The sequence below is a fragment of the Agrobacterium sp. 10T429 genome (assembly GCF_056393925.1).
In genome coordinates this window covers 295,952-314,454 of record NZ_JBFTGV010000004.1, presented here as the reverse complement: position 1 = coordinate 314,454, position 18,503 = coordinate 295,952, and the positions used below count along the sequence as shown (strand labels likewise).

13 protein-coding genes are annotated in these 18,503 nt (G+C 58.4%); 10 read left to right on the top strand and 3 right to left on the bottom strand.

The annotated features are described in order from the left end of the window. The first annotated feature begins 283 nt into the window (after positions 1-283). Genes AC1DCP_RS12775 through AC1DCP_RS12760 form a run of 4 tightly spaced genes read left to right on the top strand, consistent with a single transcriptional unit; the run spans position 284 to position 4,181 of the window. Complete coding sequence (locus AC1DCP_RS12775; protein ID WP_065688661.1) at positions 284-1,039, top strand: GntR family transcriptional regulator; 756 nt, start codon at positions 284-286, stop codon at positions 1,037-1,039. Between the two features lie 26 nt (positions 1,040-1,065). Further along, positions 1,066-2,088 carry an SIS domain-containing protein gene (locus AC1DCP_RS12770; protein WP_025594530.1) on the top strand — a complete coding sequence of 341 codons (1,023 nt, stop codon included), beginning with the start codon at positions 1,066-1,068 and terminating at the stop codon, positions 2,086-2,088. Continuing rightward, complete coding sequence (gene nagA / locus AC1DCP_RS12765; RefSeq protein ID WP_065688662.1) at positions 2,085-3,251, top strand: N-acetylglucosamine-6-phosphate deacetylase; 1,167 nt, start codon at positions 2,085-2,087, stop codon at positions 3,249-3,251. Before AC1DCP_RS12770 ends, nagA begins: the two co-directional genes overlap by 4 nt. Before the next feature lie 3 nt (positions 3,252-3,254). After that, positions 3,255-4,181, top strand: coding sequence for an ROK family protein (locus AC1DCP_RS12760; RefSeq protein WP_019566071.1), 927 nt, complete (start codon positions 3,255-3,257; stop codon positions 4,179-4,181). A gap of 6 nt (positions 4,182-4,187) precedes the next feature. Here the strand turns inward: AC1DCP_RS12760 and AC1DCP_RS12755 are convergent, their stop codons facing one another. Continuing rightward, a complete protein-coding gene (locus AC1DCP_RS12755; protein WP_038492321.1) occupies positions 4,188-5,444 on the bottom strand; it encodes an FAD-dependent oxidoreductase in 1,257 nt (418 codons plus the stop codon). A 27-nt stretch (positions 5,445-5,471) separates the two neighbouring features. Then, positions 5,472-6,173 (bottom strand): phosphatase PAP2 family protein, encoded by a 702-nt coding sequence (locus AC1DCP_RS12750; RefSeq protein ID WP_065662999.1) that lies wholly within the window; start codon positions 6,171-6,173, stop codon positions 5,472-5,474. 163 nt (positions 6,174-6,336) lie between these two features. Between AC1DCP_RS12750 and dxr the strand changes: the two genes are divergently transcribed. Then, positions 6,337-7,530 (top strand): 1-deoxy-D-xylulose-5-phosphate reductoisomerase, encoded by a 1,194-nt coding sequence (gene dxr, locus AC1DCP_RS12745; protein ID WP_112153241.1) that lies wholly within the window; start codon positions 6,337-6,339, stop codon positions 7,528-7,530. A 35-nt stretch (positions 7,531-7,565) separates the two neighbouring features. On the opposite strand, the gene hemA is transcribed toward dxr, so the two are convergent. After that, positions 7,566-8,783 (bottom strand): 5-aminolevulinate synthase, encoded by a 1,218-nt coding sequence (gene hemA, locus AC1DCP_RS12740; protein WP_019566067.1) that lies wholly within the window; start codon positions 8,781-8,783, stop codon positions 7,566-7,568. Between the two features lie 371 nt (positions 8,784-9,154). Here hemA and AC1DCP_RS12735 point away from each other — a divergent pair, with 371 nt between their 5' ends. From AC1DCP_RS12735 to AC1DCP_RS12715, 5 genes are all read left to right on the top strand, one after another. Further along, complete coding sequence (locus tag AC1DCP_RS12735; protein WP_003492347.1) at positions 9,155-9,406, top strand: YMGG-like glycine zipper-containing protein; 252 nt, start codon at positions 9,155-9,157, stop codon at positions 9,404-9,406. Positions 9,407-9,581: 175 nt separating this feature from the next. Then, entirely contained in the window at positions 9,582-11,507 is a 1,926-nt protein-coding gene (locus tag AC1DCP_RS12730) for an autotransporter assembly complex protein TamA (protein ID WP_019566066.1), read from the top strand. Positions 11,508-11,552: 45 nt separating this feature from the next. After that, positions 11,553-15,713, top strand: coding sequence for a translocation/assembly module TamB domain-containing protein (locus tag AC1DCP_RS12725; protein WP_065688665.1), 4,161 nt, complete (start codon positions 11,553-11,555; stop codon positions 15,711-15,713). Positions 15,714-15,880: 167 nt separating this feature from the next. After that, positions 15,881-16,357, top strand: a complete 477-nt coding sequence (locus tag AC1DCP_RS12720; protein ID WP_003504949.1) for a chemotaxis protein CheW — start codon at positions 15,881-15,883, stop codon at positions 16,355-16,357. Between the two features lie 372 nt (positions 16,358-16,729). Further along, a complete protein-coding gene (locus tag AC1DCP_RS12715; RefSeq protein ID WP_065688666.1) occupies positions 16,730-18,502 on the top strand; it encodes a methyl-accepting chemotaxis protein in 1,773 nt (590 codons plus the stop codon). Position 18,503 lies beyond the last annotated feature (1 nt).

The window sequence follows — 18,503 nt, the reverse complement described above, 5'->3', positions numbered from 1 at the left end:
GACCGATTTCCCCAGCGGAGACAGGCGCGAGATAGAGCGCCGTCAGCCACTGATACAAAAACAATACCAAAAAAATGCCAATCGTCTATAGCAATTCCAATTGCCGGAAATTTTTTTTGGTTAATGCGGAAATTTCAAGCATGAGGCCTTATTATTCGGCAAATGATCGAAAAAACCACCGATTAGTCGTAAAAATCCACTAATGGTTCTATTTTGGTATTGCCGATTGTGACGCATATGGTATAGCCGGAATTCGCCACATCGATTGTGACAGAGGTTATGGATGAACGGGGCAACGCTTAATCTGGACGACCTGCAATCGGGAGGCGGCGGCCCGCTTTACCTGAAACTGCGTCAGACGATTGAAGACGCCATCAATGGCGGCCGCCTCAAACATGGCGATGCCCTGCCGCCCGAGCGCGATATTGCCGAAAGCGCCTGCGTCAGCCGCGTCACGGTGCGCAAGGCTGTGGACGATCTCGTTCGCGACGGACTTCTCGTCCGCAGGCATGGGTCGGGCACCTTTGTCGTCAAACCCATCACCCGTATGCAGCAGCCGTTGACCAAGCTTACCTCGTTTACAGAGGATATGCGCCGCCGGGGAATGGTGGCGAGCACGCGCTGGCTTGAAAGAGGCCTGTTTTACCCGACCGGTGACGAGATGATGGCTCTCGGCCTTTCCCAATCCGCCATGGTTGCCCGGTTGACGCGACTGCGCCTTGCCAACGACCAGCCGATCGCGCTCGAAGTCACGAGCCTGCCGGGCGATATTCTGCCGGACCCACAGCTGGTGGAAAACTCGCTTTATCAGGAGCTTGCGAAAAGCGATATTCGCCCCGTCCGCGCCATCCAGCGCATCTCCGCGCGCAACCTTACGGATGAGGAAACGATGCTGCTTGGAGTTCCCCCCGGGTCTGCCGCACTTTCCGTCCAGCGCATGGCCTATCTCGAAAGCGGCCGCCTCATGGAAATATCGCGCGCCCTTTATCGCAGCGACGCCTACGACCTCGTCGCCGAACTGACGATGACCTCCGACTGAAACACATCGACCAAGGACAGAAAACGATGACAACCCTGATGCGCCAGGAAATCAACGAGATTCCCGATGCCGTCGCCCGTCTGCTGGACAATACCAGTGCCGACTTCCGGCAGGCCGGAGACAAGCTGAAAGCCCGTGACCCGGCCGTTATCGTCACCATTGCCCGCGGATCGTCCGATCACGCCGCGCATTTCCTGAAATATGCGATCGAGTTACAGACGGGGCTTCCAGTCGCCTCGCTCGGCCCTTCGCTCGCCTCGATCTACCAGACGAAACTGCGACTGGAACGGGCGGCAGCCTTCGCCGTATCGCAATCGGGCAAAAGCCCTGACATCGTCGCGTTGGCGGAAAGTGCCCGCAAGGGCGGAGCGCTTACCTTCTCCCTCGTGAACACCCTGCCCTCCCCCCTTGGAGACGCAGCCAATCACGCCGTCGACATCCAGGCGGGACCGGAAAAGGCAGTTGCCGCAACCAAGTCCTTCGTCAACTCCATTGTCGCCGGTCTGGCCATCCTTGCCGAATGGACGGAAGACAGCCTGCTCGCGAAGGCCGTCAGCACCCTGCCGCAGAATTTCGCCAAGGCGATCGCGCTTGACTGGAGCCATATTGGCGAGGCTGTGAAGGGTGAGGATTCACTTTATATGCTGGGCCGCGGCCCCGCTCTTGCGATTGCCGCGGAAGCCGCGCTGAAATGCAAGGAAACCTGCGAGCTGCACGCGGAAGCCTATTCGTCGGCAGAAGTCATGCACGGCCCGGTTTCGCTGGTCGCACCGAAATTTCCGGTAATCGCCTTTGCCGCGCGCGACCGCGCCGAGACCTCCGTTACGGATATTGCCGCAAGCCTTGCCCACAAAGGCGCCAATGTTTTCGTCACATCCGCCAAGGGTAGCCCGGCCAAGCCCTTGCCCTTCGTGGAAACCAACCATCCCCTGACCGATGCATTGCTGCTTATCGCACCGTTTTACGGCTTCATCGAGCAATTGTCGCGCGCAAGAGGCTTCAACCCGGATGCTCCCGTGGCATTGAAGAAGGTGACTGAAACCCAATGAGCGGCATAAAGGCATTTGTCGGCGCCCGCATTTTCGATGGCGCCGAATGGCATCATGACAAGGTGCTCCTGATCCGCGAAGGGCGCGTTGCCGCTGTCCTGGACAGCGTGCCTGCCGACGCCGAAGTGATCGATACAGATGGGCTGTTGATCGCTCCGGGCTTCATCGACCTTCAGGTCAATGGCGGTGGCGGCGTCATGTTCAACAACCAGCCGGATGTGGCTGGCATTGCCCGCATCTGCTCCGCCCACGCCCAGTTCGGCACGACGGCTTTGATGGTGACGCTCATCACCGACCGGTCGGACGTGACTTTCAGGGCGGCGCAGGCGGGGATTGCCGCGGGCAAGGAGCATGTGCCCGGTTTCCTCGGCCTGCATTTCGAGGGGCCGCATCTTTCCGTCGCGCGCAAGGGCACGCATGATCCGGCGTTGATCCGTAAGATGGAGACAGACGACCTCGCGGTCCTGACCGGCTGCAGGGCGGAACTCCCCTTCGTGCTGACAACCATTGCCCCGGAAAATGTTACTGTCGAGCAGGTTGCAGCACTCAGCGACGCCGGCATCGTCGTCAGCCTCGGCCATACCGACACCGGTCTCGATGTTGCGACGGCCTATGCTGATGCAGGCGCATCCATGGTAACGCATCTCTTCAATGCCATGAGCCCGCTTGGCCACCGCGAGCCGGGGCTGGTCGGGGCCGCACTTTCGAACGGCAAGTTGCATTGCGGGCTTATAGCCGACGGATTCCATGTCGATCCGGCCGCAATCGGCATTGCGTTGCGCGCCAAGAATGGCCCGGCCCGCATCTTCCTTGTCACCGACGCCATGTCCACCATCGGCACGGATGATGACGGTTTCGAACTGAACGGCCGGCGCGTCTATCGCAACGGTGGACGGCTAACATTGGCCGACGGCACGCTGGCGGGAGCGGATATAGACATGCTCTCCTGCATCCGCTTCATGCGTGAGAAGATGGAAATGCCGCTGGAAGAAGCTTTGCGAATGGCATCCGCCTATCCGGCGCAGGCAATCGGCGCCTCCGGCAAGGGAAAACTCCTGTCCGGTTTCGATGCTGATTTCGTGATGCTGACACCAGACCTCCAGATGCATTCAACATGGATTGGCGGAGAAAAAATCTACGATGCCACACGTTCCGGAGTCTGAACCATGATCGTTTGTTTCGATATCGGCGGAACGACCATCAAGGGCGCGATTGCCCATGCCCCGGACGATATTCGCCCCGTACCGCGTATACCAACGCCCAAAACCAGCTTCGAAGACTTCGCTGCCGGCTTGAAATCCGTCATCGACAACAGCGGCGGCACACCCGACTGCGTATCACTGTCGATCGCAGGCGTCATCGATCTTGATACGGGAAAGGCGACAGTCGCCAATATTCCCAGCATTCACCGCAGAACGTTAAAAGACGATCTGGAAAAAGCCCTGAACCTTCCCGTTATCGTTTCGAACGATGCGGATTGTTTCGTGATCGCCGAATCGGAAATCGGCTCCGGACAAGGACATCGCGTCGTCTTCGGCGTTATCCTTGGAACAGGTGTCGGCGGCGGGCTGGTGATTGACGGCAAGCTCATCAACAGCGACGGCGGCTTCGCTGGCGAGTGGGGACATGGGCCAGTGGCCGCGACATTGGCCGGCAATCCACCGGTATCGCTGCCGCGATTCGAATGCGGTTGCGGCCTTACCGGCTGTGTCGACGCGATCGGCAGCGCGCGCGGCATGGAAAAGCTGCATCTGCATCTTCACGGGCAGGATATGACCAGTGAGGATATTATTGCCGCCTGGCAGGCAGGCGATGCGCAAGCCGCAAGAACCATCGATGTACTCATTGATATTCTCGCCTCGCCGCTGGCGATGGTGATCAATGTCACCGGCGCAACCATCGTGCCCGTCGGCGGCGGGCTTTCGAATTCAAGGGAACTCGTGACAGCTCTGGACGAAGCCGTCAGGGGCCGCATTCTCAGGCGCTTCGACAGGCCGCTCGTCGTGCCTGCCATTTGCCGGATCGAGCCGGGGCTGATTGGTTCCGCCGTTATCGGGCTGAAATATGCGAAGGAAATCGTGAACGCGGTTTAAGCCGCGTCACACCGTCTCGATCTTTTCCCGACGAAAGCCCAACCCCACCAGCCTGCCGGTCAGATGGGCAAAAAGTGGAAACCGCATGATCGCCCGCACGATGGCGGGTGGGCCTTTCGGCTTTTCCGCCGTTTCCGTCTGCTCTTTCTTGCGACCGACACGCATCATCCGCTGCAAGAATTGCGTGGCCTTGGTTGGAAAGGATCGCCGTTTCTCTATGGCGGCGAGGTCATCATCGGCAATGGTCCGGCCGGATGTGAATACCGGCACCAGAACATTGGCCGCAGCAACCGCATCCTGAATGGCAAGATTGATGCCGACACCGCCGACGGGCGACATGGCATGGGCCGCATCGCCGATGCAGATCAGGCCGGGCTTCCACCAGCGCTTCAACCGATCGATACGGACGGTGAGCAGATGCACGTCATCCCAGCTCGTAATTTCGTCGAGCCTCTCGCGCGGGAAAGGGCAGATTTCCGCAACCCGGTTCCTGAAGGCTTCAAGTCCCTCAATCTTCATGTCAGCGAAAAAGCCCTTGCGCACCACGTACCCGCATTGCCAGTAGTCACCGCGGTTGATCATCACGAAACCCTGCCGCGAACCCGCATGGCCCATGGTGTCGGCCGGATCACCCGGCTGTCTCGAAAGGCGCATCCAAAGCACCTCGGTCGGGATGCCGAAGTGCTGTACTTCAAGTCCCGCCGCCTCGCGGACGATGGAGTTGCGGCCATCCGCGCCCACCACCAGATCAGCGGCGATCTCGATTGGGCCTTCCGGCGTATTGACCATGAGGCCACCAACACGCCCGTCGCTCTCGATCAGGCCGGTTACCGGCGCATTCATCAGCAGCCGGAAATTCTCATATTGCCCGGCCTTGCCGACGATAAAATTGAGAAAATCCCATTGCGGCATGAAGGCAATGAAACGATGATGGACCGGCAGCCGCGAAAAATCTGCGATCGTGATACGCTCGCCGCCGATGACTGCGTTCAGCCGTGGCGCACGCGTATGCGGGAGGCTCAGGAACTCCTCGGCGAAACCCAGCTGCTCCATCAGTTCAAGCGTGGAGGGGTGAATGGTGTCGCCGCGAAAATCGCGCAGAAAATCTCCATGTTTCTCGACAACCGTTACGTCTATACCGCTGCGGGCAAGCAAAAGGCCAAGCATCAGGCCGGCCGGCCCGCCACCGGCCACGACAACGGACGTGCGGATGTGCTGAACGGCCCTGCCGTCATTCTTCGGCACGACTTTCGCTTCTTCCATCACCGCCCCCCTGTCCGTTAAACGTCTCTATCGTGCATCCGCCGGCGGCAGGTTTGCATTTTTCGGCTGTGGCCAACCATGTGCATCGAAACGGAAAAGCATTTCGGACCGGGCAAAGATAAAGGCGAAGGCCATGGCCGTCCACATGCCAAGCAACAGCCCGGCGGCCACATCGCTTGGATAATGCGCGCCGACGATGACGCGTGAAACACCAATGACAAGCGCAAGCAGCAGGAACGCCCAGCGGAAGCGCGGCATCAGCATGGCGAAAACACCGAAAAACGCTCCGGCAGCCGTCGAATGGCCTGACGGGAAGCTCTCATAAAGATTGTCACCGGTAAAAGGCGTGAGGCTATAGGCACCCATTTCCAGAAAAAGCTCCGGCCGCGCCCGCCCGATCAGGAATTTCAGCGTGTGGACCAATATGCTCGCCGTTCCGATCGTCAGGAAGAAGTAAGCGAGAAGCCGCCATGCCGTTCTCAGCCGCCCGGCGTAGGTCCGCGCCTGCAGGACCCGCGCGCCGACATAGGCGAGGATGGCAAGAGCGCCGGTGGAATAAAGCATCCAGCTGAAAGTACCGAAATCGGTAATGGAGCGATTGAAGGAAACTATCCTTCCCGGCAGGGCTTGAGCATGTTCCGAAAGGCGTGGGTCGAAAGGAATAAAGACCAGAACCAGCACAAGGCTTGCCGCAAAAATCCAACCGCTGGAAACCAGAAAACGTCGCATCAATATTCTCACATCGTTTTTCTTGCATATGGCTTTGCCATCCGCAAAAACAATAGCCCGGCTGTGTCCTTGTTATGATCGGTTTTCACGAGTAGAGGCTAGTGCATGTCGCCAGAAACTATGCATCGGTTTCGGGCAACCGGAAACGACCGACGGACGGAAGATGACAGATACCAGTGAAATGCCACGCAGGCTGACGATATTGGGTTCGACGGGTTCGATCGGTACGAACACACTGGATGTCGTCCGTCAGCTGGGTGGTCGCAGACAATTCGAGGTTTTGGCGCTCACCGGCGCCGGAAACATCGATCTTCTGGCGCAACAGGCGCGTGAATTCGGCGCGCAGCTTGCGGTAACCGCCGAGGATGGCAAATACGAAGCGCTGAAAGCGGCCCTTGCCGGCACCGGCATTGAAGTTGCGGCAGGCAAATCCGGCCTCGAAGAAGCGGCCTCGATGGAGGCCGGCTGGGTAATGGCAGCGATTGCCGGAACACCTGGTCTTGCCCCGACATTGACAGCCGCACGGCGCGGCGCAGACATAGCGCTTGCAAACAAGGAATGCCTCGTTTCCGCAGGCGATGTTTTCCTCCGCACGGTCAAACAGGGCGGCGGCAGGTTGATCCCGGTCGATAGCGAACATAGCGCGATCTTCCAGTGCCTGACGGGCGATCACAAACAGGCCGTGGAGCGCATCGTACTCACCGCATCCGGCGGACCGTTCCGCACATGGTCGCGTGAGCAGATGTCCAATGTCACGGCAGATATCGCCCGTGCCCATCCCAACTGGTCTATGGGGTTGAAGGTATCGATCGGCAGCGCCTCCATGTTCAATAAGGGCCTGGAAATGATCGAGGCGAAATATCTCTTCGATCTCAGGCCCGATCAGGTCGAAGTGATCGTCCATCCGCAGTCGATCATACATTCGATGGTGGGTTATACTGATGGCTCCTACATCGCCCAGCTCGGCTCGCCCGATATGCGCACCGCCATCTCCTATGCCCTCACCTATCCTGAGCGCGGCAATCTCAATGTCGAACGCCTGGATTTCGCCAAACTGGCGCGGCTCGATTTCGAAGCGCCTGATGAAACCCGGTTTCCAGCACTCCGACTGGCGCGCACGGCGCTGGAGCGCGGAGGCTTGCAGGGCGCGGCCCTGAATGCCGCCGAAGAAACCGCCTTTCACGCCTTCGTCGAAGGCGGCATCGGTTTTCTCGATATGGCCGAAATCGTCGAAACGGTCATGGACCGCATGCATGACGGCCGATCAGCCAACAGCATTGAAGACGTATTTTCGGCGGACGGGGAAGCCCGCAATCACGCGCGGGAACTGATCGCCAGCAAAGAAAAGGCCGCGTAAACGCGGCCAGATTTTCTCTTGTTTGAACTGCGGCCTTAAGCCACCGCCCGCGCCAGCGCACAATGCGACCAGAGCTGGTGCAACGCGCCGACCAACTGTTCGATGTCGGCATCGGTGTGCAGCGGTGTCGGCGTGATGCGCAGACGCTCGGTCTTGCGCGGCACGGTTGGATAATTGATCGGCTGGACATAGACGCCGTGATTGTCGAGCAGGATATCCGAAATCCATTTGCACTTGGCGGCATCGCCCACCATGACCGGTACGATATGGCTGGGATTGTCCATATGCGGAATGCCGCGTGCATCCAGAAGCCCCCGCAGCTTGCGCACCCTGTCCTGATGGCGGGCGCGCTCAAAGGGGCTTGCCTTCAAATGCTGGATCGAGGCGATTGCGCCGGCAGCGAGCGACGGCGGCAGGGCCGTCGTGAAGATGAAACCGGAGGCGAAAGAACGGATAAAATCACAGACCGCCGTGGACCCGGCAATATAACCGCCCATCACGCCGAAAGCCTTGCCGAGCGTTCCCTCGATGATCGTCAGGCGATCCATCAGGCCTTCGCGCTCGGCAATGCCGCCGCCGCGCGGTCCGTACATGCCAACGGCATGGACTTCGTCGAGATAGGTCATGGCGCCATAACGATCGGCAAGATCGCAGATTTCCTTGATCGGGGCGATATCGCCATCCATCGAATAGACGGATTCAAAGGCGATGAGCTTCGGCGCGCTTGGATCGGCTGCCTTGAGCTTCGCCTCGAGATCTTCGAGATCATTGTGTTTCCAGATCACCCGCTCGCAACGGCCGTAACGGATGCCTTCGATCATCGAGGCATGGTTGAGCGCATCGGAGAAAATGACGAGGCCCGGAATTTTCTGGCCAAGTGTGCCGAGTGTCGCCCAGTTGGAAACGTAACCCGACGTGAAGATCAGCGCCGATTCCTTGCCGTGCAGATCGGCAAGTTCCTGTTCCAGCAGGACGTGATGATGGTTGGTCCCAGAAATGTTGCGGGTGCCTCCCGCACCCGCGCCACAGTGATCGATGGCGGCTTTCATGGCTTCGATGACTTTGGGGTTCTGGCCCATGCCCAGATAATCGTTGGAACACCAGACGGTTACGTCCTTGCGCTCGCCATTGGCGTTGTACCGTGTCGCGCGGGGAAAATTCCCCTGCTGGCGTTCGATATCCGCAAAAACGCGATAGCGTCCCTCAGAATGCAGGCTCTGCAGTTCCGTCGTAAAAAATGCCTCGAAGTCCATGCCATGCTCCAGAATTGACCAGATCGTTTTCTGCCTCGACACCGGGACCGTCAACCCTTGCGAGCTGCTTTAACCACGTCTGCGTCAATTCGCCGTTGTTTTGAACCATTCCAATAAACCGTTTATAGACGCCGATGAAAAGTACAAAATTGATTCACATCAAAAAACCCGGAAATTTGGAACCTTTTTCAAACGGCGCCGTTGTTTGGGACGCAATCGATTTACGCGCGGAAGAACGCCTGAAAGAGGAGGCTTCCCTAAACGGTATCGAATTGTTAGTTATCTGTGGCGGTCGGAGGTAGCAGTCGCCGCAGATAAATATGGGACGCCTACCGAGCCGAAGAGCTCATTGTAACGTTGGAGAGAGTTTCATGAAAAAGGCAATCATATTTGCGCTGGTCGGCCTGTCGCTTGCAAGCTGCACGCAGACTGAAAAGGGTGCTTCGATCGGTGCCGTTTCCGGTGCGGTCCTGGGCGGCGCTATCACGGGCAACGTTCGTGGCGCGGCAGTGGGCGCGGCGATCGGTGGCGTTGGCGGCGCGTTGATCGGCAATGCATCCGAACCGGGCTATTGCTATTATCGCGACCAGTACGGTCAGCGTTACACGGCGCGTTGCCGTTAATAGCTGCACGAGATACCGTTGCACAGAAGCCCCGGTCATCCGGGGCTTTTTGCGTTAAGGCGGGCAAAACACAGTCCGAAGGGTCCTCAACGCCGTTTATTTATGATTAAACTGCACTGTTAACGGACAGGAAACGGGTCAGAGCCATAATAAATGCTCAACCATAAAGCAGCTTATGCGAAGAACACGGACTAACCCGAAGACAGGTATTGCGTATCGGAAAGCTGGCACCGCTCTTGCGGTTGCCGTTACGTTCGCCCTGTACCCGGCGTTTACTCGCGATGCTTTTGCTTTCAAGCTGTTCGGCGTGCGTCTCTGGGGTTCGGAAGAACCGGAGATCGAAGTTATAAATCCGGTCAAATATGCCGTGACGCTGAATGCTGCCGATGCAGACAAATCTCTCAAAGGCAGCCTGGAAAACAGCTCGCTTCTTCTGGCCGACAAGGACAAACCGGCCTCCGGCGATCTCGGCCTTCTGATCAAGGCGCGTGATGACAGGGACAGGCTGATCGCAGCGCTTTACGAAAACGCCCGATATGGCGGCATCGTCAAGGTCACGGTCGCCGGCAAGGATGTGGACGATCTGCCACCCAATCCGGTGTTCGATCACTCCGCTCCGGTGCCCGTTGTCATAACCGTCACCCCCGGCCCGGTCTTCACGCTCGGCAATATCAGGCTCGAGGGCGATGTGACGGGCCGCAACCTTGAAGAATACGGTCTCGTCACCGGCGGCGATGCCGGATCTCTGGCAATCATCCGCGCCGGCAACAAGCTGATCGATGATCTGAAAGCCGAAGGCCGCCCGCTTGCGAAGCTGACGAAACGCGAGGCCGTTGCAAACCACGCGACGAACACGGTCGATATTACCATGGCTGCCGAAGGTGGCCCCGTGGCACCCCTCGGCGCGGTTACCGTCACCGGCGAAAAAACCGTCGACGGCGACTTCATCCGCCGTTATTCGCGCCTCAATGGCGGCGAACCCTACTCGCCGGAAAAACTGCGCAAGGCCGCAGACCGGCTACGCCAGCTCGGCGTCTTTTCCAGCCTGACAATCAAGGAAGCAGGAACGCTGTCGCGCGATGGCTCCATTCCGCTCACCATCGAGGTGTCAGAGGGCAAGCACCGTTATTTCGGCGTCGGCGCACAATATTCCACCACGGAAGGCATTGGCCTCCAGGGGTATTGGGGCCACAGGAACCTGTTCGGGCAGGCGGAATCGCTGCGGATCGAGGGTTCGGTTTCACGCATCGCCGAAGCATCGAGCGTTGAAGGCATGGACTATTCGGCGGGCATCACCTTCACAAAGCCCGGCATGTTCAACCCGCGCACCACATTCAAGACCAGCCTGATCGCCAAGACCGAACATCCCGATACCTATGAGGCCAAGACCATAACTGGAGCCGCCGGTTTCAGTTATGAGCTGAACGACACCGATACCGCAGCCGCCGGTCTCGAGGTGCAGTGGGCAGATACCGAAGACGCATTCGGCAAGAACAAATATCTGACCACCTCCATACCGCTGGAATTCGTTCGCGATACGCGCGACGACAAGCTCAACCCCACTGAAGGCTTTCGTGCATCGGTGGCCGCCAAGCCCAGCTACGAAGCGCTGAACGGCACTTTCTTTTCCTCCTTTGAAGGCTCTATTTCGGGTTATAAGGGACTCGGCGCCGAAGATCGCTTGATCATGGCCGGAAAGCTTTCCGGCGGCGTGCTCGTCGGCGGCAGCAATCTGCAGGACATACCGACCACAAGGCGCTTTTATGCCGGCGGCGGTGGATCCGTCCGCGGCTATAGCTACCAGGAAATATCGCCCTATAATGCAGCCGGTGATGCAACTGGCGGCCGCTCTTACGTGGTTGGCTCCATCGAAGCCCGTATCAAGGTCACCGATACGATCGGAATCGTGCCCTTCATCGATGCGGGTGTGGTATCCGACAGCGTGACCCCTGATTTCTCCGATATCCGGGCTGGCGCCGGTATTGGTTTGCGTTACGCAACGCCCTTTGGGCCTTTGCGTCTTGATGTCGCCATGCCGCTTGAAAAATATGATGGTGGCAACAATTTCGGCATTTATGCTGGCATCGGCCAGTCTTTTTAAACGCTGCCATCGAACACCCTAGCAACAAAGTGTAGATTACGCTTGATGACAACGTTGATTCGATTGCTGAAATGGCTGGGCTACGCTGCTCTTTGCGGCGTGGTGCTGGTGTTGCTTGCGGTTCTGTTCGTCGGTCTTACCCCGATGGGTGCAAGAATTGCCGCAAAGCAGATTTCATCGCTCGTTTCCACGCCCGACCAGACAATCGAAATCTCTCCACCCAGCGGTCTTTTGACCGGTCGCCTGCGGCTCGACAATGTCACCCTTTCGGATCGGCAGGGACCTTACGCCCGCGTGAACCAGATCGCCGTTGACTGGTCGCCGCTCTCGCTTCTTGCCGGAACCTTCCACGCCGACCGGGTGTCGGCCGGATCGATTGATGTCGATCGCAAACCGCTTCCCGCTGAGCAAACATCGACCAAAAGCTCCGGCAGTTCGTCCCTGCCGATTGAAATCGACATCGACAGTTTCGATTTCCCCGATATTAGCCTCGGACAATCCCTTCTTGGCCGCGACTTCGAGCTGACCGCCGAGGGCAATCTCAAGGCCGCGCAGGACGATATCAGGCTATCGCTCACCGCCCACCGGCAGAGCACGCCGGACGCTGCCATCAATGCGGACATCGCGTTTCTGCCGAATGAAAATGTCTTGAAGTTGAAAGCGGAGATGAAGGAGCCCGAGGGCGGGCTTCTGGCCACGCTGCTCTCGCTTCCGGGCACACCCGCCGTGGCGATCGATGTGAACGGTGAAGGTCCGCTTTCTGACTGGACCGGCACTCTGCGCGGCAACGTCGCCGGCAACCCCGTGCTCAACGTCACCGGCCACCATCTACTTGGAGACGACGGCACGCGGCGTATCGAGGTCGCAGGCGGCGGCCAGCCCGATCTGCTTCTGCCCCCCGCTTTCCGGCAGCTTTTTGCCGGCGAGACGAAACTTGATGCAAACGCCACGCTCTCACCACAGGGCCGCATCGAAATCGGCAGCAGCACGCTGGAAACCGGCACATTGCTGCTGACTGCCTCGGGCACCGTGGATCCGAACGGCCAGAACGATCTTAGTGCCAACCTCATCGGCACCGCCGGGCCAGTGGATTTCCGCTGGCCGCTGAACAATGGCGAGATCCAGGCCCTCATCAATGGCATTGATCTTTCCCTGAAAGGCAACGCTGATGCCGCTCATCTCAACACCACGGCATCGTTGCGCAGCCTTTCCCTCCCACAGGGTAGGCTTGATGATGTCAAGCTGGCGGCCAGGAGCGGCAATCTCAACATTGCCGATCGCAGCGGCACCATCGACACCATTCTCTCCGTGGCACAATCGTCCTTCGTCAGCCCGGATATCGACCGGCTGGTGCGTGCGCCGGTCACCATCAAGGCGCCGGTCAGCCTCACCTCCTCGACGCTCGGCTTTGACGGCGCGACGCTGGAGAGCGCCAGCGTCGGCGGAACGCTGAACGGCAGTTTCGACCTCGCGAACAATCGCCTGACATCCAGCGTGCAGCTCTTCGCGTTGCCCGCCACCCTGCCGCCAGCGCTGGCGGAAAAATTCGATACCACCATAGCTTTGCAGGGCGATATCGACCTGATCATTGGCGGGCGCACAAGCGTTCAGAACCTCGTGGTCAAATCCGGAACAATTGAAGCGACAGGTGATGTCAGTCTCGAAGACGACGCGTTGAGCGCCAATCTGACGGGCAAGTTTCCCGCTCTCGAAAAACTGACGCCACAGGCAAAGGGCGTTGCCGATTTTGCAATTGAAGCCAGCGGCGCGCTTGCCGCGCCCGACTTCAATGTCACCTTAAGCTCCGAAAGTGCCACTCTTGCCGGACGGAAGCTTGAAGCCCTGAAGGTCAATGCCGCAGGCAAGGCCGATCCGGCCGCACCGCAGGCAAAACTGACCGCCAGCGGCAGCCTCGACCGGCAGAAGATCGACGCCAACGCCAATGTGGTGCAGACAGAAAACGGCACGGCAATACCCGAGCTTCATGTGGCAGTGGGTCGCAACATCTTGAACGGGAAGCTGCAATTCTCGCAACAATTCCTGCCATCTGGCAATCTTTCGTTCAATTTCCCGGACTTGGCCCTGCTGGCGGCACTTGCCGCGCAACAGGCAGATGGCGATATTGCCGGCGACATCGTACTCAGTAACGATAACGGCCGGATTGCCGCGACGATAAAGGCGAATGGCGGCAGCATCCGCCAGGGCACAACGGTTATTTCGAAGCTCGCTGCCGATATCTCCATTGACGACCTTCAGGCGCTCGCCATCAACGGCAAGGTCAGCGCCGACAGCGTCAATGCTGGCACTGCGGCGATTTCGGCGCTGAATGCAACCATTGGCCATTCCGGCACGACCACCAACTTCGATGTCAACGGACGCTACGACAATGCGCCGCTCGTGGTAAAGGGCAGTGCCAATACCGCAGGATCGCCGATGACCGTGCGGCTCGATGCCTTCTCGGCCGCCCCCAAGGGCATTGCCGTACGGCTTGAAAAGCCGAGTACAATTGCGATCGAAAACGGCACGGCCCGCATCTCCGGTCTGACTATCATCACCGGCGACGGGCGCGTCGAGGTAAACGGCAAGGCGGGTTCGACACTCGACATCAACGCCAATATCCGCTCGCTTCCCGCGAACCTCGCAAATGCCTTCGCCACCGGGCTGGATGCGGCGGGGAGTATATCCGGGACAGTCAGCGCCAAGGGCACGGCTTCAGACCCAGCGGTCGATTATAATCTGAACTGGACGAATGCCGAGGTTGCCCAGACGCGTGCGGCAGGGCTTGCAGCGCTCGGCATCAAGGCAAACGGCCGTTTCGCCGGCGGCACCCTGCAGATCGATACGAATGTAACCGGTCAGGGCGGCATGTCGCTTTCGGGCGGCGGCTCCCTCGGCATTGCCGGTAACCGTCCGCTTTCCATGGCCTTTTCCGGGAGGTTGCCCTTCTCCGCCGTTGCCGCACAAACCGCAGCACAGGGCCTCGATGTGGACGGCACCGCCGCCATCGATGTGAAGATTTCCGGCAGCGCTTCCGCGCCTGTCGTTACCGGCAGCATCACCACCGATGGTACGCGCCTGACCGATGTGCGCCGTAACCTCACGGTCAACGGGCTGGCTGCAACGGTCACCTTCGATCGTGATCGCGCCATCATCTCCCGGCTGACGGGAAAGCTTGCTGGCGGCGGAACGATCTCGGGAACGGGTAGCGTCGGTATAACGGGCGGTTCGGGCTTTCCAGCCGACATCACGATCACGTTGGACCGCGCCGGTTACAATGATGGCACGCTGGTGACGACCATCGTAAGCGGCACGCTGACGCTGAAGGGTCCGCTTCTGAATTCGCCCGTGCTTGGCGGCAAGCTGACGCTGGACAGAAGCGCCATCACCATCCCGGAGAAACTTCCGGCCTCGCTGACGGAAATCGACGTCAAGCACAAGAACGCCCCGCCGCAGGTGCGGGCGCAGGTAAAGGCACTCGGCAACGATCAGGGTGGTAGTGGCAGTTCATCCACTATCAATCTTGATCTGCAGGTAAACGCACCAAGCGGCATCTTCGTGCGCGGACGCGGCATCGACGCAGAATTGACCGGCAATCTGACCATTCGCGGTACGGCAGCTGTTCCCGTCATCTCCGGCGGTTTTGAAATGCGCCGTGGACGGCTCGAAATTCTCACCCGCCGTCTCGATTTCAATACGGGCAAGATAACCTTCGGCGGCGGCCTCGTGCCGGTTCTGGATATGGAGGCGCAGTCCACCGCTGGTTCCGCCACCATCACCGTTGCGGTTTCCGGCAATGCCAACGACCCGACATTCGCCTTCTCCTCAACCCCGGCTCTGCCGCAGGATGAGGTTATGGCACAGCTGATCTTCGGCCAATCCATGTCCAAGCTCTCGGCCTTGCAGATCGCGCGGCTGGCGGATGCGGCAGCCCAGCTTGCCGGCGGGCGCTCCACATCGTTGTTCGACAAGCTGCGAAGCAATCTCGGTGTCGACGATCTCGACATCTCGACGGATTCGGAAGGCCAGGCCCGCGTTTCCGCCGGCAAATATCTCAACGAGCGAACCTATCTCGAACTGCAGCAAAGCGGCGATTCCGGCGCAAAGGCCATCATCAACCTCGATGTCGGGCGCGGCGTGAAGCTGCGCGGTGAAGCGGGCGGTAATGGCGAAGGTGCAGCCGGTATATTTTACGAGAAAGAATATTGAAGTCTTCGCATTTAGGTTTGCGAAACCATCTCATGCTACGAATCTTCCATTGAAGGCGGAAAATATTGTTTCCGGCTGTTCAGGCACCAGGCAGAACGCCAAATTCGCATATGCAAGTGTCGGTGCACTTGCGCTGGCCTCCACAGCGAGCATTGGGAAGAATTCTGATGGCAATGATAAACTCTACCAACTTTGGCGGCGAGACGCTCGAAATCATCGCATTCCGCCTGCATGATCAGGAATTCTGCGTGAAGACGACGACTATCCGCGAAATTCGCGGCTGGGCGCCTTCAACGCCCATTCCCCACGCGCCGAAAGACGTCATCGGCGTCATGAACCTGCGCGGTTCGGTTATTCCGATCATCGATCTCGCACACAAACTCGGAATGAAAAGCACCGTCGCAAATGAAAGAAGCGCCATCGTGGTGGCCGAAGTGCACAACATGGTCATCGGCATGCTCGTCGATCGCGTTTCGGACATTCTGACGATCCCGGCAAATCAGGTCCAGCCGGTTCCGGAAATCTCGGCCTCTTTCGACAAGTCCTACTCCGAAGGCATCATTGCCAACGAACATGGCATGATCTGCTTCCTGAACCTTGCAAAGATGTTCAAGGGAACCGAAGCGGAAGATCTCGCCGCCTGATCGTTGCAATTCCTTTGCATGACGGCCGGTTCGCGTTCTTAGGCAACCTAAGAACAAAGGCTCAAATACGAGACTATTGACCATTGAACCAAACCGCCGGAGCACCTGCCCGGCGGTTTTTGTTTTCATGACCGTCTCTTTTATTAAATAAGAACATTTTAATATTATAGATATCTAATATTAAAAGCCGACGAACAGTACCGCGCCTACATCACATCACGCGGGGTCCGATACCTGACCGAGGCTGACAAGTCGCAAGTGCCTGCATTGCTGCCTTTGACGGCAGAACCTGTTCGTTGTTCAACATGATACGGCGCCGACCACACCTCCTGTGCGGCAGCGCGCGCCGAGGCCGCTATTTGGGGGACGTTAATGCTGGGGTTAGGGAAAAGCGCAGACAATCGAAATATGCTCGATGCGATATCCAGATCGCAGGCAGTCATAGAATTCGATCTTAAAGGCAATATTCTTACAGCAAACAGCAATTTCTGTGTGACGCTGGGCTATGATCTCGCGGAGATCGTCGGCAAGCATCATCGTATTTTCTGCGACCGGGAATTTGTCGCATCGCACGCATACCAGGAATTCTGGGAATCTCTTGCGCACGGCGAATTTCAGGGCAAGGAATATCGCCGCATACGCAAGGATGGATCGACCATATGGATCGAGGCCTCCTACAACCCCGTCTTCAGGTCAGGCAAACCCTATAAGGTTGTCAAGATAGCGACCGACATCACAGCCAAGAAGATCAAGGCTGTAGAAGATGCTGGCAAACTCGAAGCGCTTTCACGCTCCCAGGCCACCATCGAATTTTTGCCGGATGGTACGATCATTACCGCCAATCCGAATTTCTGCGCCACTGTCAACTACGACCTCAAGGAAATCGAAGGCCGGCACCACCGTATGTTCTGCGATCCGGCCTATGCAGCATCGCCAGCCTATGCCAATTTCTGGCCGCGGCTGGCATCCGGAGAATTCATCTCAGACGAATTTGTTCGTTATGGAAAGAACGGCAAGGAGATATGGATCCAGGCCGCTTACAACCCGGTATTGGATGAGACAGGCAAAGTGGTGAAGGTTGTGAAATTCGCAACCGACGTGACGCCGCGTATGAGCGCCATCACCCTTCTCGCCGATGCCTTGCAGGCACTGGCCGAGGGTGACCTGGTGCAGCGTCTCGATAGCAGCTTCGTGCCCAGCATGGAGAAATTGCGCCAGGACTTCAACGACGTGGTCGGCAAACTTCAGTCCACCATGCAGACGATCGCTCACAATGCCTCGACAATCGCATCCGGCTCGGGTGAAATCCGCATAGCCGCCGATCAACTCTCGCAGCGAACCGAACAGCAGGCGGCCTCGCTGGAAGAAACCGCAGCGGCGCTGGAGCAAATCACCACCACCGTGACCGATGCCAGCCAGCGCGCCGGCGAGGCCGGGAAACTGGTGTTGCGCACGAGAGAACATGCCGAACATTCCGGTGAAGTCGTTCAGCAGGCAATTTCCGCCATGGACGCGATTTCGCGCTCCTCCGGTGAAATCACCAACATCATCGGCGTCATTGACGACATCGCATTCCAGACCAATCTACTGGCGCTGAATGCGGGCGTGGAAGCTGCCCGTGCCGGTGAAGCGGGCAAGGGTTTCGCGGTGGTCGCTCAAGAGGTACGGGAACTCGCGCAACGATCCGCAGTTGCTGCCAAGGAAATCAAGTCCCTCATCAACACCTCCCGCGAACAGGTCGCCAATGGCGTCGATCTGGTTGGCAGAACCGGCGGTGCGCTGCGGGATATTCAATCGCAAATGGGCGAAATCGATGCCAACGTCTCGGCCATCGTCGAGGCCTCGCGCGAACAGGCCAACGGTCTGAGAGAAATCAACCAGGCCGTCAACGTTATGGATCAGGCGACCCAGAAAAACGCCGCCATGGTGGAAGAAACCACTGCCGCCAGCCACGGCCTCGCCAATGAAGCGGACAACCTGCACGAATTGCTCCGGCAGTTCAAAATATCGCGCGAAGGACAGATATCATCCGCTCAGCCGATCAATAAAAGACCCGCTGCAATAACGAGGCTGACAACACCACAGCCGCGATACACAACGGCAAGGTCTCACGGAAATGCTGCGCCCGAATGGGCGGAGTTTTAGT

What these genes read in the sequence shown, in the direction of transcription:
- nagA (WP_065688662.1), top strand. Translation starts at nt 2,085, where the DNA reads ATGAGCGGCATAAAGGCATTTGTCGGCGCCCGCATTTTCGATGGCGCC.
- AC1DCP_RS12755 (WP_038492321.1), bottom strand. Translation starts at nt 5,444, where the DNA reads ATGGAAGAAGCGAAAGTCGTGCCGAAGAATGACGGCAGGGCCGTTCAG.
- AC1DCP_RS12730 (WP_019566066.1), top strand. Translation starts at nt 9,582, where the DNA reads ATGCGAAGAACACGGACTAACCCGAAGACAGGTATTGCGTATCGGAAA.
- AC1DCP_RS12750 (WP_065662999.1), bottom strand. Translation starts at nt 6,173, where the DNA reads ATGCGACGTTTTCTGGTTTCCAGCGGTTGGATTTTTGCGGCAAGCCTT.
- hemA (WP_019566067.1), bottom strand. Translation starts at nt 8,783, where the DNA reads ATGGACTTCGAGGCATTTTTTACGACGGAACTGCAGAGCCTGCATTCT.
- AC1DCP_RS12725 (WP_065688665.1), top strand. Translation starts at nt 11,553, where the DNA reads ATGACAACGTTGATTCGATTGCTGAAATGGCTGGGCTACGCTGCTCTT.
- AC1DCP_RS12735 (WP_003492347.1), top strand. Translation starts at nt 9,155, where the DNA reads ATGAAAAAGGCAATCATATTTGCGCTGGTCGGCCTGTCGCTTGCAAGC.
- AC1DCP_RS12770 (WP_025594530.1), top strand. Translation starts at nt 1,066, where the DNA reads ATGACAACCCTGATGCGCCAGGAAATCAACGAGATTCCCGATGCCGTC.
- AC1DCP_RS12775 (WP_065688661.1), top strand. Translation starts at nt 284, where the DNA reads ATGAACGGGGCAACGCTTAATCTGGACGACCTGCAATCGGGAGGCGGC.
- AC1DCP_RS12715 (WP_065688666.1), top strand. Translation starts at nt 16,730, where the DNA reads ATGCTGGGGTTAGGGAAAAGCGCAGACAATCGAAATATGCTCGATGCG.
- dxr (WP_112153241.1), top strand. Translation starts at nt 6,337, where the DNA reads ATGACAGATACCAGTGAAATGCCACGCAGGCTGACGATATTGGGTTCG.
- AC1DCP_RS12720 (WP_003504949.1), top strand. Translation starts at nt 15,881, where the DNA reads ATGGCAATGATAAACTCTACCAACTTTGGCGGCGAGACGCTCGAAATC.
- AC1DCP_RS12760 (WP_019566071.1), top strand. Translation starts at nt 3,255, where the DNA reads ATGATCGTTTGTTTCGATATCGGCGGAACGACCATCAAGGGCGCGATT.